The 24,694-nt window shown below is 61.7% G+C and carries 11 protein-coding genes and 1 pseudogene; 8 read left to right on the forward strand and 4 right to left on the reverse strand.

The annotated features are described in order from the left end of the window. Positions 1 to 130 precede the first annotated feature (130 nt). The 4 genes and pseudogenes from ACIPPQ_RS21540 to ACIPPQ_RS21555 form a co-directional block, all read right to left on the reverse strand. A pseudogene (locus ACIPPQ_RS21540) lies at positions 131 to 847 on the reverse strand (DDE-type integrase/transposase/recombinase); the annotation flags it as partial. Positions 848 to 904: 57 nt separating this feature from the next. Then, positions 905 to 2,317, reverse strand: coding sequence for a M16 family metallopeptidase (locus ACIPPQ_RS21545; protein WP_446546090.1), 1,413 nt, complete (start codon positions 2,315 to 2,317; stop codon positions 905 to 907). After that, positions 2,314 to 3,720, reverse strand: coding sequence for a M16 family metallopeptidase (locus ACIPPQ_RS21550; protein ID WP_446546091.1), 1,407 nt, complete (start codon positions 3,718 to 3,720; stop codon positions 2,314 to 2,316). Before ACIPPQ_RS21550 ends, ACIPPQ_RS21545 begins: the two co-directional genes overlap by 4 nt. Before the next feature lie 150 nt (positions 3,721 to 3,870). After that, positions 3,871 to 6,951 carry a TonB-dependent receptor domain-containing protein gene (locus ACIPPQ_RS21555; RefSeq protein ID WP_446546092.1) on the reverse strand — a complete coding sequence of 1,027 codons (3,081 nt, stop codon included), beginning with the start codon at positions 6,949 to 6,951 and terminating at the stop codon, positions 3,871 to 3,873. Positions 6,952 to 8,387: 1,436 nt separating this feature from the next. Between ACIPPQ_RS21555 and ACIPPQ_RS21560 the strand changes: the two genes are divergently transcribed. From ACIPPQ_RS21560 to ACIPPQ_RS21595, 8 genes are all read left to right on the forward strand, one after another. Continuing rightward, the gene (locus tag ACIPPQ_RS21560) at positions 8,388 to 11,108 is read left to right on the forward strand and encodes a M10 family metallopeptidase C-terminal domain-containing protein (protein WP_446546093.1); all 2,721 of its coding nucleotides are present in this window, start codon (positions 8,388 to 8,390) and stop codon (positions 11,106 to 11,108) included. 873 nt (positions 11,109 to 11,981) lie between these two features. Next, positions 11,982 to 12,974 (forward strand): helix-turn-helix domain-containing protein, encoded by a 993-nt coding sequence (locus ACIPPQ_RS21565; protein ID WP_446546094.1) that lies wholly within the window; start codon positions 11,982 to 11,984, stop codon positions 12,972 to 12,974. Positions 12,975 to 13,178: 204 nt separating this feature from the next. After that, entirely contained in the window at positions 13,179 to 15,851 is a 2,673-nt protein-coding gene (locus ACIPPQ_RS21570; protein ID WP_446546095.1) for a TonB-dependent receptor, read from the forward strand. A gap of 610 nt (positions 15,852 to 16,461) precedes the next feature. Further along, a complete protein-coding gene (locus ACIPPQ_RS21575) occupies positions 16,462 to 17,742 on the forward strand; it encodes a TolC family protein (protein ID WP_446546096.1) in 1,281 nt (426 codons plus the stop codon). 80 nt (positions 17,743 to 17,822) lie between these two features. Next, complete coding sequence (locus ACIPPQ_RS21580; protein ID WP_446546097.1) at positions 17,823 to 19,085, forward strand: HlyD family type I secretion periplasmic adaptor subunit; 1,263 nt, start codon at positions 17,823 to 17,825, stop codon at positions 19,083 to 19,085. A 74-nt stretch (positions 19,086 to 19,159) separates the two neighbouring features. Continuing rightward, complete coding sequence (locus tag ACIPPQ_RS21585; protein WP_446546098.1) at positions 19,160 to 20,896, forward strand: type I secretion system permease/ATPase; 1,737 nt, start codon at positions 19,160 to 19,162, stop codon at positions 20,894 to 20,896. Positions 20,897 to 21,192: 296 nt separating this feature from the next. Continuing rightward, positions 21,193 to 21,450, forward strand: coding sequence for a hypothetical protein (locus tag ACIPPQ_RS21590; protein ID WP_446546099.1), 258 nt, complete (start codon positions 21,193 to 21,195; stop codon positions 21,448 to 21,450). A 671-nt stretch (positions 21,451 to 22,121) separates the two neighbouring features. Next, the coding region (locus tag ACIPPQ_RS21595; protein WP_446546100.1) for a M10 family metallopeptidase C-terminal domain-containing protein at positions 22,122 to 24,694 on the forward strand (2,573 nt) is incomplete at its 3' end.

The following is a 24,694-nucleotide window of genomic DNA, read 5'->3' on the forward strand; positions in this document are numbered from 1 at the left end:
CACGATCAACATCCCGTTCTCGCCAACTGATCAAAACCAGTCGGCCGACTAAATCCCCGGGATGAAGGGGTCCTTTTTGCACGCCGATCACCCCACGAAGGGGGTGCCTATTGCACGCTGATCCTCAGGCCTGGCCATTGGTCCACGGGTGATAGGGCTTGGTGAGCCGGTGCTCGATGCCGTTCTGCTCGCAGACACGCCCGAAGATATGGCCGATCCATCCCAGTGCACCGCCCTGATCACGCTGAACGAACTGCACGCCGTTGTCGGTCAGGATGGTGTGGATTCGGTAGGGAACTGTCTTGATCAGGACGCGCAGGAAGGCTGCCGCGGCGAGCTTGGTCGCGCGGCGATAGATGCGGGCGAACACCAGCTTTGAAGTGCGGTCCACCGCCACATAGAGGAAGCCTTTGCCGCCTTCGTAGCGCAGTTCCGCGATGTCGATGTGGAAGTAGCCGATCTCATACTTTTTGAACTTCTTCGGCTTCTCACGATCCGCCTTCGGCAATCGGCTGATCCCGTGCCGCTGCAGGCAACGGTGAAGCGACGAGCGCGTCAGGTGCGGGATCACGTCCTTCAGGGCGATGAACACATCGTCGAGGGGCAACCGGGCTTGCACCCGGAGGGCCACGATCGCTGCTTCTTCCATCGGCGACAGCACAGAGCTGCGCCGTTCCTTCGGTCCCATCGGCATGTCCTCGACCGACTGCCGGCTGCGCCACTTGATCACCGTCTTCTCGTTGATCCCGTACCGCTTCGCGAGCTGCGCGACCGGAGCTTGCGATCGCTGTAGCTCGCTTCGAATGGCGTGCGTGGTCTTGGCGCTGCCGTGTAGAACCTGTCCCATAGTTGCCTCCGTTGTGATGATGATAATCTTACACCATCACACACTGGGACTAAACAGCTAGGGTATCGCAATCGTCTGGAATTCCGCGCCCTTCAATTCGGGTTGCGCCTGCAGTTGGGGAATGATCGTCTTAAGGTCGCCCACCACCACGAGCGTCTGCGTTGGAACGGTGAAATGCTTTGCCGCAACGGCCCTGATATCGTCTGGCGTCACGGCAATAACCTTCGGTATATAATCTTCCAGCCAATCGGCCGGGAGACCAAGGGCATCGCGTTCCAATAGGAGGCCCAGCAGGCCGCCCGGGTTCGACCCGCGAAGAGTGAATAGACCGGCCCGATAGGTTTTCATGCTGTTTGTTTCGGATTCGCTCGGCGAATTCTCCTGCAGCATCTTGATTTCCGACCATATTTCGTGGAGCGATGCGCCTGTCACCGCACTGGTTACGTCGGCGTTCTGAACCCAGCGCGCGGTGTCGGGCGCGAACGCCAGCGACGAATAGGGAGAATAGCTATATCCCTTGTTTTCCCGGATATTCTTCGTGATGCGCGAGGAAAACGCGCCTCCTAACAGGGAATCGGCCACCTCCAGCTTCGCTTCGTCGGCGTCGGATTTCAACGGAACCGGAAAACTGAGGCGCAAGGTTGATTGAGATGCGCCGGGCCTGTCGACAAGAACGACATGCGGCCCGCGCATATAGGTTGCGGCGGGTGCTTCGCGTGCAGCGCCCTGCGGCAGTGCCCCAAACGCAGCCTCGATCACGGGGCGGACTGCGCCGATGTCGAAGCGACCGGTCAGGTAAAGATGCGCGCGGCCCGCTGTGAAATGGCTGCGGTGGAAAGTCTTTACCTGGTCCAGCGTATAGCTCTGAATCCGGGCCGGATCGGGAACCGCGCCATAGGGGTGGCCGGGGTAGATCGTCCGCGCGAGCGCGAAATCCGCAAGTGCTCCGGCATCCGAAAAGGCGACGCTGAGATTGCGCAGGTGGCTGGCCTTTACTTTCTCGAATGCCGCGGCGGGAAAATCGGGCGCAAAGGCGATATCCCTAATCAGCATAATCGCGTCGGTTGTGTGATCGGACAGGATATTCAGGAAGATATTGGTCGCGCGGTCATTCCCGGTGACGCGCAGGTCGCCGCCCATCGCCGCAGCGCTCTCGGCCAATTGCTGCGCATTGCGGCCGCTCGCGCCCTCGGTGAGCATTTCGGCAGCCAGTTTGGCAAGCGATGTCGTATTTCCCGCGTCGACCTCTCCGGCATCAACCCGCAGATTGACGAGGAGTTTGGGCGCGATGCCATAAGGAATTAACGTCACCTTCAAACCATTTGGCAGGTTGAAAGTTTCGCTTGCGGGTATCTCGAAGGGCTTAAGGTCTTCGATCGGCGGGGCTGAAGGGAAGGGCTGGCCGCTGGTCATGGTCGAAACCGAAAGCGCCGCCCAAGCAAATATCGGCAATAATATGTCGCGCATCATTCCGCCTCCTTCTTCGCGGCTTCAGGAATCCTTCCTGCCTCGATCGTTGCAATCGAGCGATTGGTCGGTCGAAGATATTCGCGGGCCGTTTTTTGCAATAATTCAGGCGTGACGCGATCAAATCCCTCCATCAGTCGGTTCACCTTGCCGGGATCATCGTCGAACAATGCGTAGGATGCGAGAAGGTCCACCAGGCCGATATAGCCGGTCGTGTCGATATTGTCGTAGAGCGACGAACGAAGTTTCGTGCGAGCCCGCGCCAGATCGATCGCCGATACAGGCTTTTCGCGTAGACCGTCGATCACGCCGTCGACGATCCGCCGGATCTGCGCATCATCGGTGCCGGCGTCGTGGGTGAAGGAAAAGGCGAACAGCATCGGGCCGCGATAGTTGAACATATTGCCCAAGGCATTGATCCCGCCCGAAAACTGGCTGGCGACGCCGGATTCCTGGACCAGTTCGCGATAGAGGAGGCTATCCTGACCCTGCACCAGAAGCTGGTCTATCAGGCCCATCGCATACCATTCCGGCGTATTCCGCTCGGGCATATGATATCCGGCGGACCAGCCGGGCTTGGGCGCGAGCGGATCGACGCGGCTTCGGCTTTTCTCTTCCGTCTGCGGGGATTCGGAGAGATCGGGCAGCTCTGCCTCCGGTCCCCTCGGAATCGATCCATAATAGGCTTCGATGAGCCCCTTCGTCTTCCCATAATCAATGTCGCCGACGACGACGAGCACCGCATTATTCGGCACATAAAATTTCTTCTGGAAATCCAGAGCGTCCTTGGTGGTCGCTGACTCGATTTCCTTCAGCTCTCCATAGAAATTATGGCTGTTGTGCCAGTTGCTATTTGCGAGCATCGGTAAATCCAGCCATGGCCAGCCGCCATAGGGCTGATTGATAACGTTGACCTTCACTTCGTTGACAACCACATCCTGCTGATTTTTCAGGACGGCGTCGTTGATCACCGGTCGTGCCATCCGATCTGAATCCAGCCACAACATGCGGGCGAGCGCGCTCGATGGTATGATTTCATAATAGTTGGTGAAATCGAATCGCGTCGATCCGTTGAGGACACCGCCCGAGGCGGTGACGGTATCCATCAGCGTTCCTTTCGGGGCATGCGTCGATCCCTGGAACATCAGATGTTCAAAGAGATGGGCAAAGCCTGTTTTGTCACGCGGCTCGACCCGGAAGCCGATGCCATAATATGTTGCGACCGTAACCACTGGTACGCTTGGCTGGCGCGACAGCACGACCTTCAATCCGTTGGGCAGGCTATAATATTGCAGGTCGACATTTATCCTGTCTGAAGCTGCCGGGGAAGTCGATGGCGCCGCCAGGGCGCTCGGAACGATGAGCGCGGAGGCCGCGGTCAGAAGACCGCCAAATAAACGACGCATGAAGACCGTCCTTTCCAGAGCCATGAAGAGAGCTTTCTACCTGTTGTCCCCCCGGTCATTTCCGATTTGCAAACCGGGAGTGGTGAGGGCATTGAGATGGACCGGCGGGCGCCTCCGCAGAACCACCCGCCGGATCGCTTTCCCCCGAAATCAGAACTTCGCCGTCGCAGCTACCCGGAAATAGCGCCCGAGAATGCCCGAATAATAAGCAACCGTCCCGCCCTGCGCGGAGGCCGGGAACGGCGGCGCCTTGTCGAACACATTGTCGACGATGAAGCGCAGCTCGAAGTCCTTCTTGACCTCGATCCCCAGCGACGCGTTGAACATCCACCAGTCGCCGACGCCGCGGATTTCATAATCGTTCGGCCCGGCATCGGCATCCCAAACGCTCTTGCCGGAATATTGCGTCTGCCACAGGAAATTCACCGGCCCATGGTCGATGTTGACGTTGGCGGTGAACGAATGCTTGGGATTGCCGATCTCGCCGCGGTTGGTATCGACGGTGCCCTCGCCAACCCGCGTTTCGAGCTTGTTGACGTAGAGATAGTTGAGCGAAAGCCCGAGCGAGGTATCCGGCGCCACTTCCCCGCGCCAGGCGATCTCGGCGGTCAGCCCTGCGAAGTCATAGGATGCCGCATTGACATAGCCCGTCCGCACGAAGTCGACCTGGCCCGTGGCGCTGCGATCGATCTGGTCGCACACCGCCGTCGGGAAGGTCGGTGCATCGTAACAAGCCTCGAGCGTCTGCTCCGTGTCGAGCGAGACGATCGCCTTCTTCAGCTTGATATCGACCCAGTCGACCGCGACGGTCAGCCCGGGGATGAATCGCGGACGAACGACCGCGCCCACGGTCCAGCTGTCGGCCTTCTCATTCTGCAAGTTGGAATTGCCCGAGACCGAGATCCGCTTGGTGAAATCGACGATTTCCGAGGTGAAACTGGTCGGATCCGCGATTCCCGCTGCGATGCAATTGGCGCGGCGCCGCGCCGGATCGGGGCCTGCGCTCGCGAAGCGACCGTCGCAGGGATCGTTCGCGGTACTAAATGCCTGCGAGGTCGGATTGAAGATTTCGGTGATCGCGGGCGCGCGAACCGAACGGGTGAAGTTGCCGCGGATAGTGATGTCGCGGATCGGCGAGAATCGCCCGCCGGCGGTCCACGTCCAGTCGCCCCCCGCGATCGAATGGTCGATATAGCGCGCTGCACCATCGAATTCGAGCGAGTGGATGAACGTCCCCATATCGGGCGAGATGATAGGGATCAGCAATTCGCCGAAGAACTCGTTCGTGCTGAACTTGCCCTTCACGGGATCGACCGGGATCGTCCGGCCATATTGGCTGCGCGTCCCGTCGCCATTATCCTCGCCATAATAGAAGGTGCCGGGATCGAACGCGGTCTTTTCCTGGCGATGCTCATAGCCGATCGACAGCACGACATCGCCCCCGGGCAGCTTGAACAGCGGCCCGTTGATGTTTGCATTGAGCACGAGCTGCGAATTGGTCGCGGTCGGGTTGGCGATCGCGGTGACATAGTCGAGCGCGTCCTGGCTGAACCGGTTCACCCCGAACAGGTTGAGCGGCGAACAGGTCGAACCGAGCGTCGCGATGTTGGCGCTGGCATGTCCGGGCCGGCAGATGATGGTGCCGTTCGCGGCGCCGCCGTTGAACTGCCCCTCGTCGACCGCATCGACGGCGTTGAGGAAATTCTGCTGAACGATCACGCGCTCGTTGCCGCGCGTCTGCGAATGGCCGTAGTTGGCCGAGACTTCCCATTTGTAGGTCCGGTCGCCGACCCCGAAGTCGCCTTCCAACCCGGTTACCAAGCGATAGACTTCGACGACCGTCGAGGCGCGCCCCGTTGCGAGGTCGGTGTTCGCCCGCGTCATGAGGAACGTATTCGGGGGCGTATCGAAATCCGGAACTCCATCGCCGTCGGTATCGATCGGTATTCCGCCCAACACGCCCTTCGCGGCCAGATTATCGGCAATCACGCCCCGATCCGTATCGTTGAGGAAGGGGTTTTCAAGATGGAGCAGAATATTGCCGTCGGTCGATGTCCCATAGCCGAATAGCGTCGTATTGTAGACCGGCTGGCCGCGCAGATTCGTGCCCTTGCTGTGCGCGTACCACGCTTCGCCGAACCAGCGGACATGATCGTTGATCTCGAAATTGGCCGTTGCATTGGCGAGATAACGTTCGCTGTCGGTCAGGAGATTCCCATAGTCGCCAAGCGCGAAGCCGTTGCCGCCCGAGCTTTGGATGACGTTGCCCGTTCGCGTCCCGAAGTCCAGCGGGGTCAGGCGCCCGGTCTCACCGAATTTCAGGACATTTCCGCTATTATCGAAAATTCCGGTAATTTCGGGCCTGTTGTCGCCGGCGAGCGGAATCCCGCTGTTCGTAAAGACATTGTAGCGTCGGTTATAATAGAGTTGCTGCCGAAACGGCGAATCGCGATCGGCCGCGTTGGTGAAGAACGGGCCCGCCGCGCTCGTCAAATAGCGTGCCGAGGTCGGCAGGCCGGTCGTTCGGTTCCATTCGCCGCTGACCGTGATGTTGCCGCGCCCGCCTGCGAAGTTCATCCCCCAGATGCCGTTGATCCGGTATTCGGGCGCGTCGCCGCGCTGCGAAATGCCGGTTTGCGCCTTGAGTTCAAGTCCTTCATAGTCCGTCTTGAGGATGATGTTGACCGTGCCGGCGATCGCGTCGGAGCCATAGATCGGCGCACCTCCCACCGCGATGGTTTCGATCCGCTCGACCAGCGTTTCGGGGATGACGTTGAGGTCGACCTGGCTGCCCGCGGCGACAGGACCGAAGATCGACGAGATGTTCGATGAGACGAAGCGGCGGCCGTTGACAAGTGTCAGCGTGCGCTGGCTGCCGAGCGAGAAGAAATCCGCGAAGGTCTGCCCGGCGCCGAACGAGCCGGCCTGCGCGCCGACGTCGCTATTGCCGGGGATTCCGAATGCCGGCAGCTCCGACAAGGCCTGTCCGATATTGGTATAGCCGCGGGCGTCCAGTTGTTCAGCGTCGAGGACGAGCGCGGGTTGCACCGTGTCGAACCCCGCGCGGGCAATGCGCGAACCGGTTACCACGATATCGGAAGCAGCCTCGGGTTGTTCCTCGTGTTGAGGGGGGGACTCGTCGGTGGCCTGCTGCGCGACCGCGGGCGTCGCGGCCAGGACCGAACCGATGATCAAGGTCGATGCAAAAAAGCGAAGGTCGATGTTTGACATTGAATTCCCCTGTAGCTTGAAATTCTAATCGAGAAGGATGCCCCAATAGTTTCGGCGGTGGTCAAGGATCAGGCAGGTTGCACCGCTTGCATTCCGATGCGGCCGGGCAAACGGGGTTGAAACGCGCTTCCACCGATCGGCCGTCCGCCCCCGCCACTTCAATGCCCTCCGCAAATCGCATAGAACGGAATGTCCGTTGGATCTGGGAAGAAGACGCATGGCACGCAGGATCATTCATCTTTCACCTCGCGTTTTTTTTGGGGGAGGGAGGCAAAAAGGGAACGCCTGAAAAGCTGGCCATCGAGCTGTCATGCGGTCCCGCAATCTCCTCCATTGCACGAAGAAGGAGGCGTGAGCTTGGCCATGAGCTGGCCCAGCGGCTCAAGCGGGGCGGGGAGCCGACCCCGAAAATGGATCATCTAGCGCGACCCGCATGATTGCGACAATCGCGCCGGGATGGGGAGCCTGCGTGAAGCCGGGCTGGCTGAGCGCAGCGTGCGGCCGCGCTTGATTGTCAAATGGCCGAACCGGCGTTCGACGCGGTGCCACGCCGGTAGCTCCCGGTCATGGTCGATCTCCGCCCGGCGGTTGGGCGGCCCGGAATACGGTCAGCATTGCGGCTCACATCTTCTGCGCGGACGGGGCGCCGGCGTGATACCCTTGTCCGCCTGCCGCGTTTTTCGCGCTCGCTCCAGCACCGGAATCGGCGGCCAATCGCCATATTGATGGAACATGGTGCGAGGTCGTTCCGCGCCGAACTGTGCCGTTGACGAGCGGCCGATTGTTCAGGGGGACCGGCCGCGCCCGTTCCGCGCGCCCATCGGCGACAAGTCCTTCGGAAGATCCATTCCGCGCCACGCAGATCGACCCGTCTCGAGAGTGCCTTTGCCTCCAGATGACTGTCGGGATTCAATCCCGCGCGCCGCGTCAATCAATTCGTCCGCGCTGCCATGACTACGTGATGATCATCGAAGACGCGACCGAATTGCTACCCGGACGTTCGGAAATTTTTCCTCTGCCGCGTGCACGAAGCCAGATTGCCTGCGTCTTCCATTTTGAATCGCGCACAGCGCGGGGGCAGGGGAGAAGATCGCGTGCGGCGGTATAAGGCGGCTTCTGTGTCGTGGACGAGGACGGCTTTAGCTGTCGGGCGCACCGCTTCGGCGGCGCGGGGCCCCTTCTCGCCGCGGGCCGGAATCGATCGGCGTTCTTGCCGCAGCCGGTCCATCCCGCTGGGGCTGAAAAGACTTCCCAGTGGCGCGGCAGTCCCCGGCATGTACCGCGGTCCAGGCCGGGGCAGGACTCTTTGTCGATATTCTTTCTGCGAAATTTTTCCGCGCGAAGCGGTTGCGTCGGGCGCGTGGACGATGGGCAGACGGATTAAGCCGGAGGCGACAAATCCGGTCGCTATTTGCCTTAAATAAGGGAGTTGGAATATGTGCTATTTGTGCAGGGGAGAACAGGTCGGTCCGGTCCTGACCTATTGGGAGCCGGTGCTGGCGGATGTCGATGCGTGGGCGCGTGCCGCCGATACGCCGGGTAGCATCTCGGCGACCGATCTGTCGTCCGCCGATCCGGGTGTTCAGCCGGCAACCGAAGATAGCTTGCCCGACACCCTGCCCGCCGATCCCTCGCAGACCGAAATGATGACGGTCGGCGTTCCCTTTGTGAGCCGGATGGATAGCGCGACGGATGTCGATTTTATCGCGGTCAACCTGACCGCTGGCGAGACCTATGGTTTCACGTTCGACTACCCCCCTAATCCTGAAAGCGATGTGGGTTTTTCCGATCGAGCTGTCCGCCTCCGCAGTTCGAGTGGGGAATATTTGGAAACAATGTTCGTCGATGCAGATTCAACTGTGATGCAATATTCCGTTGAGCGGTCCGGAACATATTATTTAGGGGTCGACTTGGGGTCACGCGATTTCGGTGAATATGCCGTCGAGGTTCATCAGAAAGAAGAGGACATACCCGGAACATCCGATGGTGCGGTCCGTATCGGCGGCAATGACACTTTTTCCAGCTTCGTTGGTGCTGGATCGATCCCGGATGTTGACGCATTCACCTTTTCGGTCGGTGCGAATTCCCTGTTCCGCATCGGCTTTGAGGTTAATAGTCTGAATTACAGCTTCACGATCAGAAATGCCGCCGGAGAGGAGGTCGAATCGGCAAGAGTCGGTGCTGTCACCACCGTCTATAGTGAAGCTGAGGGTGATGTGACGGTATATATCGGAGGGAGTGGCTCGGTCGCAAACACTTCCGATGAAAGTCAGGAGTATACGCTGTATTTTTCTCATGCTCCCATTCCTGGAAGGGAAAAATTCTTAGATAGTTTTTATACGATAAAAACCAAGTCTATAGAATTTGATAGTATGAATCCGCTAGATTCTATCGACTGGAAGAGCGCGTCCCCTATAGATGTAAATGAAAACAATGTTGCTAAAGTATATTTCTTTACTATGGAAGATAACTATAATAGCCTCCTGACCGCCGACTATAATGATTATCAGAAGTCGCAGATCATGGACGCCCTCCAGGAATTTACGAAGATTCTGGGCATCACATATGAAATTACGGGTAACATCGAAGAGGCCACCTTCCGGGTGGGGTTGGGGGATGGGGATTTCGCCGGAGGGCTGGCCATTCCCAATGATCCGGAAACCGCCAGCGAAATTGGCTTAAATGTGGGCGATGTTTTCCTCACCCGGTTACAATCCGGATACGGGACCGGGCCCGGGGCCGGGATGGAAGCAGGTGGCATTTGGTATCAGACGGTCTTGCATGAGTTCGGACACGCGCATGGCCTTGCGCATCCCCATGACAACGGCGGCGGTTCGGATATTATGCTCGGAGTGGCCAACCAACTCGGTACACTCGGGACCTGGGGTGTTTACGATCTCAGCCAGAATGTCTACACGAACATGTCCTATAATCACGGCTGGCAATTCGAACCCGGCGCCGACTATTATGAGATTCGCAGCGACGGTCTCCGGTATGCGAATGGCATGAGTACCAAATCGGGAGCGCAAGGCACGCTGGCGCCGCTCGATATCGCAGCGCTGCAAAGGAAATATGGCGTCCATCCCGATTATGCGACCGGCGACGACAGCTATATCCTCAAGGATGTGAATGGCCCCGGCAGCTATTTCGAGACCATCTACGACACCGGCGGCACCGACGCGATCCGCTACGACGGCAGCCTCGACGCCCAGATCGATCTGCTGGCCGCCACGCTCGACTATTCGCGGACCGGCGGCGGCGTCCTGTCGTGGGTCAAGGGACTGGTACCCACAACCGGCAACCTCTTTTCAAAAGTCGACGGCGAGGTCAGCATATCGCAGGGCGACACGATGGCGCCGATCTTCGCCGGCTATACGATCGCCAATGGTGTCGTGATCGAAAATGCAACCGGTGGCTCGGGCAATGATGTGCTCAAGGGCAACGCCGCCGCCAATATCCTCACCGGCAACGCCGGGGCCGACGCGCTTGTCGGCGCGGACGGCGACGATATGCTGATCGGCGGCGTCGGGGCCGATACCCTCGACGGCGGCAGCGGAATGGACATCGCGAGCTATCGCGACGCCGAGGCCGCCATCACCTGGTCCTTCGCCGCGGGGCGTGGCACCGGTGAGATTGCCAACGACAAGCTCTCGGGGATCGAAGGCATCGAGGGCAGCGCCTTTGCCGACACGCTGACCGGCGGAACCGGCAATGACTGGCTCTCGGGCCTGGGCGGGGCGGACATCCTCTATGGCGGGATCGGCAACGATAGCCTCAACGGCGGCGAAGGCGATGACAGGCTCGATGGCGGCACCGGCAACGACATCCTCGATGGCGGCGCCGGCAACGATACGCTGCGAGGCGGCGCCGGCAACGATGTCTTCCTCTTCGATATGTTGCGCGGCAGCGACATTATCGCCGACTTCCGCACCGGCCAGGACCGCATCGACCTCAGCGCGATCGATGCGATCGCCGGCGGCGGCGACGAAGCCTTCCATTGGGTCGGCAGCGCCGTCTTCACCGGCAGCGCCGGTGAGTTGCGCGGATATAATGAGGCCGGTAAGTTCCTCATCGCCGGCGACGTCGACGGCGATGGCGTCGGCGACTTCCTGCTCCAGGTCAATGTCCCGCTCACCAGCGCCGATATCGTCCTATAGACAACCTGCCAACTCCCGCAGGTCAAGCCTCCCCCGCGCTAACACCGGGGGGAGGCTTGTCCGAGCGACATTTGTCCGTCACCGCGCAAAACAAGCCCCGATCAGCGGCTCGCTTGATCAGTTTTGATCCGGGCCAAGCATCTCTGCCGGGAGAAGGCGAAATTGCGCCGACGACCTGAGCGAAATCGAAGGCGAAGGGGCACGCCCGCGACCCATCCGCGCCTGGCGATGACGGGAAAATGATATAATGCGGCCTGGCGACGTGGGACGGGCGAGCGATTTGCTGGGCGAACAAAGCATGAGAATTCGAGCCGATAAGGCCGACACACTCACCGCTCCGAGACAAAACGGAAATCAGCAGCCCGCGTGGCTCTGGCCCGGCTAACCGTGCGGTCAGGAAAACCGGTGCAGATCGCGGGTTCGGGCCGCATGACCTCCGCCTTCCCGTCGATGCTGCATGGCTTCGCCCGGTTGCGCGCATCCGTTGTCGGCAGCGCGGATGCAGGCGGAAATACCCAGGCCATTTTTGCCCGGCGCGCGGGGGGCGCCGCTCCCTGCCTTCATGGCCCGACGTGAAAAAGTTTTCGCGAGGCCCATGCACGGCCGCCGTGCGGCTGCGTCTTCTCTTCCGTCGATGCCGGAATGGCCAGGGAGAAGCATATGGGGGGAGTCGAAGGGAGCAGGGGCGTCGATGCCGACGTCCGGCCCGCGCCCGCTCGCGCCGCACCGGTTTTCGACACCCGCGATCAGGCTGTCACCGCGGACCGTTTCCCATTTTCCTTGACCCCTCGCAGGCAGAGAGCGGTCCTTTCGGGCGAGTGGACCGCGCGCGTCCGGCAACGCGACGCTCCCACGTCGATCGACGGTTTCCGCGTGCCGCGCCATTATCTCTTCTGCGTCACGGATGCCGAATGGGCCGCCAGGGCGCTCGAGGCCTCGGCCACTGTCGCCGACGGCACTTCGCCTGCAGCCGCGAGCAGCCTGGCTTCGACCGATTTCGTTCGTCTCGCGCTGAAATATGCCCGCGTCGCCGACGACGAAGGCGGAGCGAGCGGCCGCCGCGTGCCGTTCGGCACCTTCAGCCTGCTGGTAATGGCGGCGGGCCAGGGTCGCGATCTCGCCGATGCGCTTCGTCGCATGGTCGACGCGATGCGGCTCCTGCGGCCCGACCTCGTCGCGCGGCTGCGCCGCGGCCGGCGTGCGCTCAGCTTTTCGCTCGCGTCGGGAACGGCTTCGGGCGTCGACGTCGAAATTCGCACCGAATTTCTGATGCTCGCCGTGCATTGCGCGCTGCGATGGCTGACCGCCGCTTCGCTGCGTCCTTCGGGCGTCCGAGCCGCGCGCGAGCATGACGACCATGCGGCGAGCCTGCTGTCGGTCCTTGGCTGCGCAATACGCCGCAGTGCGACGGGCGTCACCATCCATTATGACCTGGCCGATGCGAAGCGGCCGCTGCGGCTCCGGCGTTACGAAAGCTGGGCGACACAGGAATTGCCCGAATTCTACAAATTGCTCGCCGAGGCGATGAGCCCTCGATCGTGCGCAGCCGCGCCCAACGATCCGCAGAAATTTGTGTCACACGTCGATCGGCTGATCGCCGGCGGGCTCAAAGGCGAGAGTCGCATTGCCGCGGAGCTCGGAATCAGCCCGGCTTCGCTGCGCCGCCGGATGGCCGAGGCGGGCGCCAGCTATCGACAGCGCGTCGAAGCCGCGCGCCGGGAAATCGTCGATCGTCTGCTCCAGACCGAGCTGCGGCTCGATGATATCGCGATCCGTGCCGGATATTCCGACGTTCGGGCGCTGCGGCGGGCGTGCGTGAAGTGGTTCGGGATTCCGCCCGGCGAATATCGCAAGGTCCTGCGCTGATGGCCGTTCCGCCGCCCGGCCCGACGCGGCATGTCGCCTGAACCGGCGTGAGCGAATTGGTCCCCCCAATATTGCGCGCTCGCGTCATTGTGGGCCGAAATAGCTCCCAATAGATATCGTCTTGCCGGGGACGATCCCGGACGATCCCGTGCAACCGCACCGGAAGAAACGACCGTTCGGACGAGCGGCGGGGAGGATATTGATATGACGAAGTATGACGCCGGCAGCCGGCACCTTTCTCTCGGCAGGACCGGATTGCTGCTCGGCGCGGCCCTGTCCGTGCTCGCGTCGCCCGCCTGGGCGCAGACGCCGATTCCGCCAGCCGACGACGCGAGCGCGGCCGCCGGCGACGATGCGATCGTGGTGACCGGACGGCTTGGGACGACCAACGTCATGGAAATCCCCATGGCGATCCAGGAGATTCCGGTCGAGCGCATCGCGGATTTGCATGTGACGTCAGTGAGCGACCTGTCGCTGGTGGCGCCGAGCTTCCGCGTCGCCCGCAGCTACCAGGGCACCCCCAATTATTCGATTCGCGGCATCGGCTTCAACGCCGTGAACATGTCGGCTTCGCCGACGGTCGGCTTCTACCAGGACGATATCGCTTATCCCTATCCCTTCACCCAATTGGGGCCGATCTTCGACGTGGGCGGAATCCAGGTCCTCAAGGGACCGCAGGGGACGGTCTTCGGCCGCAACACCACCGCGGGCGTGATCAACGTCCAGTCGAACCAGCCCACTGAAAATTTCGAAGGCTCGCTGGCGATGGATGTCGGCAATTATGATACGGTCAACGCCGAGGGATATCTCAGCGGACGGATCGGTCCCTGGCTGAAGGGTCGTATCGCCTTCCGGACCGAGCATAGTTTCGAAGGTTGGCAGCGCAGCAAGAGCCGCCCGAATGAAAAGCTCGGCGAGATCCACAACACAGGCTTTCGCGTCATTCTCGATGCCGATCCGGCGCCCGGCCTCGATATCAACCTCAGCGTCTCGGGTTGGCGCAACGATTCCGACACGCGCGCGATGCAGGCGATCGGGCTGACCCCCGGAACCGATTCGTTCTTCAACCAGAACTCGAACACGGCGTCCGCGACGAACTATCAGATACGCGATTACCTCCACCTCAAATACGGCGTCTATACGCGCACGCCCTTGCCATGGAAGGGGCGCTACGCCGACTGGGCGCCACTGCAGCCGGGAACCGGCGATTACTCGACGGCGCCCGGCCGTGGTATCGACGTCGGACGTGGCACCGGAATGCCCGGCAACCTTGAGGAAAACACCTCTTTCTGGTCGGCCAGCCTCAATGTCGGATATGATATATCCGCCGACCTGCATCTCGTGTCACTCAGCAATTTCCAGAAGCTCAGCCGTAATTCGCTGCAGGATGCAAGCGGCGCTCCGTTCGAAATTCTCGTGCAGAATCCGACCGGGTCGATCAAGTCCTGGTCGCAGGAACTGCGTCTCGAAGGCGAGAGCGGTCCGGTAAAATGGGCGATCGGCGGCTATTACGGGCACGACAAGATCAGGGAGAATATCCGCTCGCTGATCACCAACAACAGCAATTCCGAAGCCATTCGGAGTTATTTCATCTTTGGAGCATATCTCTCGCCGGAGCCCTATTCGGCCTGGTCGCTCGCCATTCCGGAAGACGAAAAGGCGGGGCTCTTCAGAACGCTCTCAGACACAGCCGATTACAGAGTCGATACGAAGAGCCTTCTGGCCAACGCAGACTGGGCGATCACCGACACATTGAACCTCGCTGTCGGGGCCAGATATACTTGGGACAAGCTGGACTTCAACGGCTGTACGCGCGACTTCAACGGGAATACCATTCAGGGCGTCAATTCGGTCGTCGCCTATCTGATCAGCAAGAGTGAGATCGGCAGCTATCTGCCCACCGAGCTCGCCGCGCCGGGGCAGTGCGTCACGATGAATATCGTCGACGATCCGACGGCCGCGAATCCCGAAAAGCAACGATTCGCGCGCGGACCTGTCATCAACAAGCTCAACGAGGATAATTTTTCCTGGCGAGCCGCGCTCAACTGGCGGCCGATCGACGAGCTGATGCTCTATGCCTCGGCGTCGCGAGGATATAAATCGGGGGTCAATCCGCTCAACACCGCCAATTCGTTCCGGCAGGACGAACCCGTTAAACAGGAGAAGTTGACCGCCTATGAAGCCGGAATGCGGACCGATTTCGGCCGTGCCAAGTTCAGCCTCGGCGGTTTCTATTATGATTATCGAAACAAGCAGCTCTCGGGCTATTACAAGGATCCGGTGTTCACGACGCTCGCGCGCCTCGTCAACGTCCCGAAATCGCGCGCCTGGGGCGTCGAGGGCGATCTCAGTGTCGAGCCGGTCGATGGGCTGACGCTGTTCGGAAGCGCGCTCTATCTCGACACCAAGATCCAGAATTATCTTGGGTTGAATGAACTTGGCAACGACGCCGACTACGCCGGCTCGACCTTCGGCAATCCCAAATGGGCGTTGAGCGGCGGGACATCGTTCGACACGCGGCTCGGCGATGACCTCGGGCTTCGCGCCACGATCAACTACAGCTGGCAATCGAAGCAGAAGGGAATGCGCAGTACCCAGCTGGCCCATGAGGGATACGATATTTTTACGGATCGGTACGGAATCCTCCCTGCTGCGCCGAGTCCTCTCGAAAACTTTTATGACATAGGCGCTTATGGAGTCCTCAACGGCAACATCACATTGTTCGCCGCCGACAAGAAGGCGTGGGAGGTTTCGGTCTGGGGCCGCAATCTTACGCAGGAGAATTACGCGGTTGCGGTCCGGTCAAACGCAACGACCATCTTCCGCATTCCGGGCGACCCGCGAACCTTTGGAGCGACATTCCGCCTCAACTTCTAGGCCTATACGCTTGGGGCGGCCCCGCGCGTCGGGGGTCTGTGACCCTCATGGCGAGGGCCGGCTTCGGGAGTCCGTCCCTTGTTCCAGAGACTAAGGCCGGGGGTTCACGAAAGTCGGGCGGTCTGGATCTTCGGAGCTCGACACCATGCTGCGGTGCCGCACTGTCTCGGCGGCACCGCAGCATGGCCAACATCCCCGTCGACGAAGGGCGGCGCGGCTGCGGCCGGGAACGGAGCGCCCGACCCCTAGGTTGCACGACGATAAATTCGTCTGGTGATGCAGGAAACCCGTTCGCTTGCGTCATTAGCTGAAAGCAAACTCGGCGAGAGCAGACAGGGAATTTAATGAAAGGCCGATTATTCACGCGCGGCGCGATATCCCTTCGGCTTCTGTTCGCGTCTGCCCGACCGAACGACCAATATCATGAGGCCCGCGCGTGAACCTGTTTGGCAGGGGCGGCCGCAGGAAAGGTCCGAGACCCGGGTCCCGCTGCCCGGCCGGCCTGCTGGCGCTCGCATTTCTGTGCTCTGCCTGCCCCGCGGGAGCCCAGGAAGCGGCTCTGCCGCTTCCCAATTCCGATCCGTTGAACGTCGATCCCTCGCAGGATCCAGTGACCCGGCTCGTCAGTGCGATCGGTCTTTCCGACATGTTTCGCGCATCGATCGAGACCGCGATCGCGGACCATCCCGGGATCAATGAGGCGCGCGCCGAACGCGAGGCGGCGATCTTCCAGCGGAGCGAGGCCCGCGCGCAACGTTTTCCATCCGGTGAGGTGGCGCTCAGCAGTTTCAGAACCTTGGCGCGCGATTTCTCCAATGATCCGCAGAACATCATAGAACGATCGCGCGCGCGGCAACGGACCGACCTCACTCTCAATATTCAGCAGCCCTTGATCGATTTCGGCGCGACGAGCAAACGGATCGCTGCTGCCGGATTGCGCGTCGAAGGCGCCGACGCGACCGTCGAGGCTCGCGCCAACCAGGTTGCGCTGAGCGCGATCGCGGCCTGGTACGACGTGTTCGCTTATCGCGCCCTCGTGGCGATCGGCAGCGTTCATGCCAAGCGCCAGCAGCAACTGCGCGCGGCGGTCGAGGAACGAATAGGTCGCGGCCTATCCGCGCCTGGCGACGTCGCCGAGGTCGATTCCTATATCGCGGCCGCGGCGGGACGGTTGGCGACCTACGAGCGCCAGCTCGCCAATGCGGAGGCCCGCTATACCGAATTGATCGGCGCGCCGCCACCCGCGACGCTGACCGGGGAACATCGGTCGCGCCTCGATCCCCTCGTGCGCGAGGCGGTCATCGCCGCCGCCGGCGAGACCGCCGAAGTCCGCGCCGCCTATGCCGAGGCGCGAGCGGCCGACCGCGACGCCGACGCGGCTCGCTCGGATAATCTGCCCCAGCTTGTCGGCGGGATCGATGCGGGCCGCTATGGCGTCTTCGAGACCGATCGCGATTATGATATCCGTGCGCGCCTGACGCTGCGATATCGCCTGTTCGGCGGGCGCACTTCGCGGGCGCGCCAAGCTGAGGCGCGCGCCGTCAGCGCCGGCGCGCGCGCGCAAAGGCTGCGCGCGGAGGCGGAGCGCGATGCGGTGATCGCCTTGTCGGACCTCGCGGCGTTCGAGGCGGCGCGCGACGCGCAGGAGGCGAGTTACCACGCCAGTCGCATCTCTCGGGACGTGCTCGCCGAACGCTTCCGCGTCGCGCGCGGGACATTGGGCTCGGTCCTGCAGAGCGAGGACAATCTCTTCGGGGCGGCCGCCCAATATATCCTGGCCGAGGTCGAACTCGAGGTCGGGCGCTATGCGCTGATGGCGCGCACCGGCCGGCTTCTGTCCGGACTCGGTGTCGACAGCGCCGGCATAAGCGAGAAACGGAAAATCGAATGACAAGGGGTGGCGGGATGATCGGGGCTGGAAAGCCGGGGGCAGCCTCGCGCGAGCGCCCTCGCGACAATGCCGTAACGCGAATGAAGCCGCGCACGGCCTCCAATCTGTTGCTGTGGGCCATAGCAGGCTTCGTCGCTATCTTTCTGATTTGGGCTTGGCTGACCGAGCTCGACCGGACGGTGCGCGGACCCGGACGGGTCATCCCGAGCGCACAGCTCCAGATCGTCTCCAATCTCGAAGGCGGCGTCGTCGAGCAGATACTTGTCCGCACCGGCCAGCAGGTCAAGGCGGGAGCCGTGCTGCTGCGTTTAAGCCCGATCCAGAGCGGGGCGGACCTCGGCAGCGGCGAGGCCACCGCTTTTGCGTTGCGCGCGAAGGTCGCGCGGATCGAAGCCGAGCTGAGCGGCCGCTCGCCAGCATTTCCCGAAGCGTCCGATGCGCAGGGCGCCGCACAGGTTGAAATCGAACGTGCCTTATACGGAACCCGGATGGCGGATCTGGCGAGTCTGCGCTCGGTCGGCGAGGCACAGGTCGCGCAGGCGCGGCAGGCCATCGCCGAGGCGCGCTCGGCCCATGCGGCGCGCGTGGCCGCCCGCGATGCAGCCCGCGCCGAGCTTTCCGCGATCCGTCCGCTCGTCGAGCGCGGCATCGAGCCTCGCCTGTCGCTGATCCAGGCCGAAAGCCGGGCGAGCGTCGCTGCGAGCGAGGCGGCCGCCGCCGCCTCAGCCATCACGCGCAGTATCGCGGCCGCCGCCGAGGCGCAGGCCTCGCTGTCCCGAACCGTGCAGGACTGGCGAACCCGGAGCGGCCTCGAGCTCGCCGCTGCCCGTTCCGACCTCGACGCGCGGCGCCTGGCGCTGCCCGCGCTCGCCGACCGGGCGAGCCGCACGATCGTGCGCGCGCCGATGGACGGGTTCGTCAACCGCGTGCTGGTGGCGACGGTGGGCGGCTCGGTCGCTCCGGGCGCGCCGCTGGTCGAACTGGTGCCGGGCGAGAAAAGTCTTCTTGTCGAAGCGATGGTACTGCCCAAGGATATAGCGGGGGTGAAGATCGGCCAGCCGTCGCGCGTGGACATCACCGCTTATGATTCGGCGATCTACGGTTCGCTGCACGGCAAGGTGGTCACCATCTCGCCCGACGCGGTCCTCGACGAGCGGACGGGTGAAAGCCATTATCTGGTGCGCGTCCGGACCGGCAGCAACGTCATCCGCCACAACGGCCGATCATTGCCGATCGGCCCGGGCATGACCGCGACCGTCAACCTGCTCGGCGATAAGCGCAGCGTGCTCAACTATATTCTGACCCCCATTTCGCGAATCCGCGACGAAGCGCTGCGCGAATAGGCGTGGCTGCGGGTCGGCCAAGCGCCGTATGTCCGGAAGTGAACGAAGCAGGTTTCGAAGGAAAGAATGAGGACATGACCCATCCCGATGCTATCACCGGGCGTCCGCCGCGTTTCGCCGGCTGGTTGATGGAGCCGATGCGGCGCAACCGTCCAACCTATCTCAAGGTCGCCCTTGCGGCGGCGATGATCAATATCTTCGGCCTCGTGACATCGCTGTTCACGATGACCGTCTACGACCGGGTTGTCCCCAACAATGCGACCTCCTCGCTGATCGCGCTCACCATCGGGCTCGTCATCGTCATCATCTTCGATTTCGCGCTTCGGACGCTGCGCGCCTATTTCGTCGATATCGCGGGCGCCGAGATCGACCATGAGGTGGCGGCGACCGTCTTTCAGCGGCTGCTTGCGCTGCGGCTCGAGACGCGGCGGGGATCGACCGGTGCGCTGACGGCGATGATGCGCGAACTGGAGACCTTGCGCGATTTCTTCGCGTCGGCGACGTTGACGGCGATCGTTGATGTGCCCTTCATCCTCGTCACGCTCGCGCTCACCGCCGCGATCGGCGGAATCGTCGCGATCGTGCCGATCATCATGATCCCGCTGGTTGTCCTCGTTGGCTGGCTGACGCATCCGGCGCTGGACCGGCTGTCCGCGCGGGCAATGTCGGGCGGCCTGCTCAAGCAGTCGGTGCTTGTGGAAACCATCGGCGGTCTCGAGATGATCAAGAGCGCCGGCGCGGGCCCGCTGCTCGCCGGACGGTGGGCGAGGGCGGTGAACGACCACGCCGAGGTTTCGCTGCGCCAGCGTCTCGTCGCGTCGGTCAGTATCAATTTCGCAAGCTCGGCGAACGTCATCTCCTATGCCGGCGTGGTCATCGTCGGGGTCGGCCTGATCGCGAAGAACGAGCTGACGATGGGCGGGCTCATTGCCTGTTCGATCCTCGCGGGCCGCGCGCTCGCACCGCTCGGCCAGATCGCGCAGCTGCTGTCGCGGCTGACCGCAACGCAAACCGCCTACCGCCAGCTCGAGGCGTTGATGGCGACGCCGCCGGAGGGACCCGCCAATTCGCCGATCCGGCCGTCGAAGATCGAAGGGCGGATCGAGTTTCGGAACCTCGCCTTTCGCTACCCGGGCGCCAGCGAGCGCGCGCTCGACGGCGTCAGCTTTTCGATCGCGTCCGGCGAGCATGTCGCGCTGCTCGGCCGGGTCGGCTCGGGCAAATCGACGGTCGCGCGGCTGATCCTCGGCCTCTACCCTCCCGAGCAGGGGCTGGTTATGGTCGACGGCAATAATATTCATCAATTCGATCCCGCCGAACTTCGCGCCAATATCGGCGCCGTCCTGCAGGACAGCGCCCTGCTGAGCGGAACGGTGCGCGAAAATATCGCGCTCGGGCGGATGCATGTCGACGACGAGGAGTTGATTCGCGTCGCCCGGATTTCGGGAACCCACGAATTCATGGGGCAGCTCGCCAATGGATATGACCTGCAGCTCGCCGATCGCGGCGAGAGCCTCTCGGGCGGCCAGCGCCAGTCGATCGCTATCGCGCGCGCGCTCGCCGGACGGCCGCCCATCCTCCTTTTCGACGAGCCGTCGAGCGCGATGGACGCGCAGACCGAGGCGGGGCTGCTCCAGCGCATGGGCGCGGAACTGAAGGGCCGGACCGCTTTGCTGATCACTCACCGGCCGCCGCTGCTGCAACTCGTTTCGCGCATCATCCTGCTCGACCGCGGCAGGCTGGTCGCCGACGGTCCGCGCGATTCGGTGCTGGAACAACTTCGCCTCTCGCGCGGCGCGTCGCTGTCATGAGAACTCAAGGCTGATCGAAGACAAGGAGAATAATCATGATGTCAATTCATCTCCGCGGTAGACGCCATCAGTTTGATCGAGACGAAAAGGTTCTCGAAAGCGCGATGGCTCGACCGCGCCGGCCGGGGTGTGCGCCTCATTCCGAGACGAGCCTCGCGCGAACAGGGAAGGATTATCTGCGATCGAGCGACGTGTGCCGGGCGGTGGGTGGTATCGCGTTGAGCGCGGCTCTCATTGCCTGCACGCCGCCGCACGAACCGGTAAACGCAGCAACCTTATCGACAAAGGAGCCGGACATGAGCCGCAATGAAAGCCGCAGCGAGCGACGTCAGGGCGTCGCGTCGCCTTATTCGAAGGTGCCGGTCAACCGCCGCTTTCGGACGCTCGATGAATATCTTGCTTTTCTCAAAGAGATGAGCACGCTCGACATGCCGTGGTGGGAGGAGATCAGCCCAGGCGTCTACCGACGCGTGACGGGCCTCCTGGCGCAGTTGGACGGGCCCGAAATCGCGACGCGCGCCGAATTGATGAAGCGCTACGGCTTCGACCGATAAAAAAAACCGGCGCAGGGCTCATCGTCCGGCCGTTGCGCCGAATTCGCGGCGCTGCGATTTTGACCGCCGCGTTTATTTGCCGATGGCGTGCCCCGCCAAGCGCGGCTGGGCTTGCCGTCGCGTTCGCCTTCCCGGCCTTCCCCGACGCTTGCGTTCGAAAGAACGGATGACTGCGACAATGGCCGGAGACCCCTTGGGTTCGTCTCGTCGGAACAGCTCTCGCCGGTCCTCCGAAATTTTTTCCTTCACGCCGTGCACGATGTCAAATTGCCTGCGTCTTCCTTTTTGACGGCGCGATTGCACCGGGCAAAGGGGAGAAGATCGCATGCGGCGGAATAGAGCCGATGCTGCGCCGAGGATGGGGGCGACCGCCGCTATCGGCGGCATCCTCCCTCGCGACGCGGTGCCGATATCCTCGCAGCGCGGCCGCGCCGTTAGCCCAAACCAATGCCGCCGGCGACCTGCCCGGCTTGAGCCTGGGAAGACCTCGCGGCGAGGCGGCGGCCATCTGCCCGCACCGCCCTCCAGGCTGGCCGCTCGCTTCAGAGACATTCTCGCGGCGGAAATTTTCCGTGCAAAGCTAGTGAACCATGCGCGCTGAGGGGCACCGGCGGATCAATCCGGACGCCACAAATCCGTTCAACATTTGTCTTAGCTAGGGGAGTTAGAATATGTGCTATTTGTGCAGGGGAGAACAAGGGCTGACCTATTGGCAGCCGAACCCGGGGGACGTCGATGCGTGGGCGCGCCTCGCCGATACGCCCGGCGGCGTCACCTCGGCGGATCTGCTCTCGGCCGATCCAGCCCGGACGCCGACCGAAGATACGTTGCCCGACACGCTGCCGACCGATCCCTCGCAGACCGAAACCCTGACGGTCGGCACCCCCTTCGTCAGCCGGATGGATAGCGAGACCGATGTCGATTATATCGCGGTCAATCTGACGGCTGGTCAATCCTATGGTTTATCGTTCGAATTTTCACCTAATCCTGACAGCGGAGATCTTTCTGTACGATCTATCCATCTTCGCAAACCAAGTGGATGGTATTTAGAAGGAAATTTCCCCTCTGAAACCGTCACGGCAATGCAATTTGTCGTTGAAGATAGTGGAATATATTATTTCGAGGTCGACCTGGGATCGCATGATTTGGACGACTATTCTATCAACTTATATCAAAATGAAGAGGATATATCCGCCACGTCCGACGGTGCGGTCCATCTCGATGGAGGCACTCTATTTCACGGCTTTCTGGATGGCGGGGCGCTGGATACCGACGCGTTCACCTTCTCCGTCGGCGCGCGCAGCATCGCGGATATTAAGGTCCTGACTCAAGGCGGAATTAATGGTAGTTACAGTATTTCGATCAGAAATTCTGCCGGCGAAGAGGTTGAGAATTCAAAATACGGAGAAATGGGGTTCATTGCGAATGAAACTGATGAAGATCAGATATATACGATGTATCTTTCTAATCCTGTATTTAGAGAAGGTCAAATTTTTGATGACACATTCTATGTGATAGATTTAAAAAATAAATCTTTCAGCGATCTTGATATATTGGACAATATAGATTGGAAGAAGGCGTCCCCTATCAGGGTCGACGAGAATAACGTGGCGAAAGTGTATTTTATTCCAGCCGATAATGACCTTTATCCTGGGATACTTACGGACTATAATGAATATCAGAAATCGCAGCTCATGGATGTGCTTCAGGAATATTCGAAGGTTCTGGGTATCACGTATGAGATCACCGACAATATCGAGGAAGCGACCTTCAGGGTAGGACTCGGCAAGTTTGCGGGCGGAATGGCCTTTCCCAATGATCCGGTTTATGGCTCCCGCGCGGGCGATGTCCTCCTCAGTCTGGACCAAGGCGGTTATGCGACCGAGGCAGGCACGGGCATGGATCGAGGCGGCACTTGGTATGCGACGGCCATCCACGAGTTCGGACATGCGCACGGTCTGGCGCATCCCCATGACGGGGGCCGCGGGGGCGTTATCATGCCGGGCGTGAAGGATGCGCTCGGTTCAGTGGGAGGATGGGGGCTCTACGATCTCAACCAGGAAGTCTACACGATCATGAGCTATAATGCCGGTTGGCAGTTCCAACCCGATGCCGACTATTATGTGATCCGGGAGGATGGCCTCCGATATCCGAATGGTATGAGCTACAGCTCGGGTGCCCCGGGCACGCTGGGGGCGCTCGATATCGCCGCGCTACAGAGAAAATATAACGTCCATCCCGATTATGCGACCGGCGACGATGTCTATATGCTCAAGGATGTGAACGATGTCGGGAGCTATTTCCATACCATCTACGATACCGGTGGCACCGACGCGATCCGCTACGACGGAAGTCTCGACGCCCAAATCGACTTGACGGCCGCCACGCTCGACTATTCGCCGACCGGCGGCGGCGTCATATCCTGGGTCAAGGGGCTGGTTCCCACTACCGGGCTCGTCATCACTGAAGTAGACGGCGAGCTTCACATAAAACGCGGCAGCGCCACGATGGCGCCGATCTTCGCCGGCTATACGATCGCCAATGGTGTCGTGATCGAAAATGCAACCGGTGGCTCGGGCAATGATGTGCTCAAGGGCAATGCGGCCGCCAATATCCTCACCGGCAACGCCGGGGCCGACGCGCTTGTCGGCGCGGACGGCGACGATATGCTGATCGGCGGCGTCGGGGCCGATACCCTCGATGGCGGCAGCGGAATGGACATCGCGAGCTATCGCGACGCCGAGGCCGCCATCACCTGGTCCTTCGCCGCGGGGCGTGGCACCGGTGAGATCGCCAACGACAAGCTCTCGGGGATCGAAGGCATCGAGGGCAGCGCCTTTGCCGACACGCTGACCGGCGGAACCGGCAATGACTGGCTCTCGGGCCTGGGCGGGGCGGACATCCTCTATGGCGGGATCGGCAACGATAGCCTCAACGGCGGCGAAGGCGATGACAGGCTCGATGGCGGCACCGGCAACGACATCCTCGATGGCGGCGCCGGCAACGATACGCTGCGAGGCGGCGCCGGCAACGATGTCTTCCTCTTCGATATGTTGCGCGGCAGCGACATTATCGCCGACTTCCGCACCGGCCAGGACCGCATCGACCTCAGCGCGATCGATGCGATCGCCGGCGGCGGCGACGAAGCCTTCCATTGGGTCGGCAGCGCCGTCTTCACCGGCAGCGCCGGTGAGTTGCGCGGATATAATGAGGCCGGTAAGTTCCTCATCGCCGGCGACGTCGA

Source organism: Sphingopyxis sp. LARHCG72 (assembly GCF_052871675.1).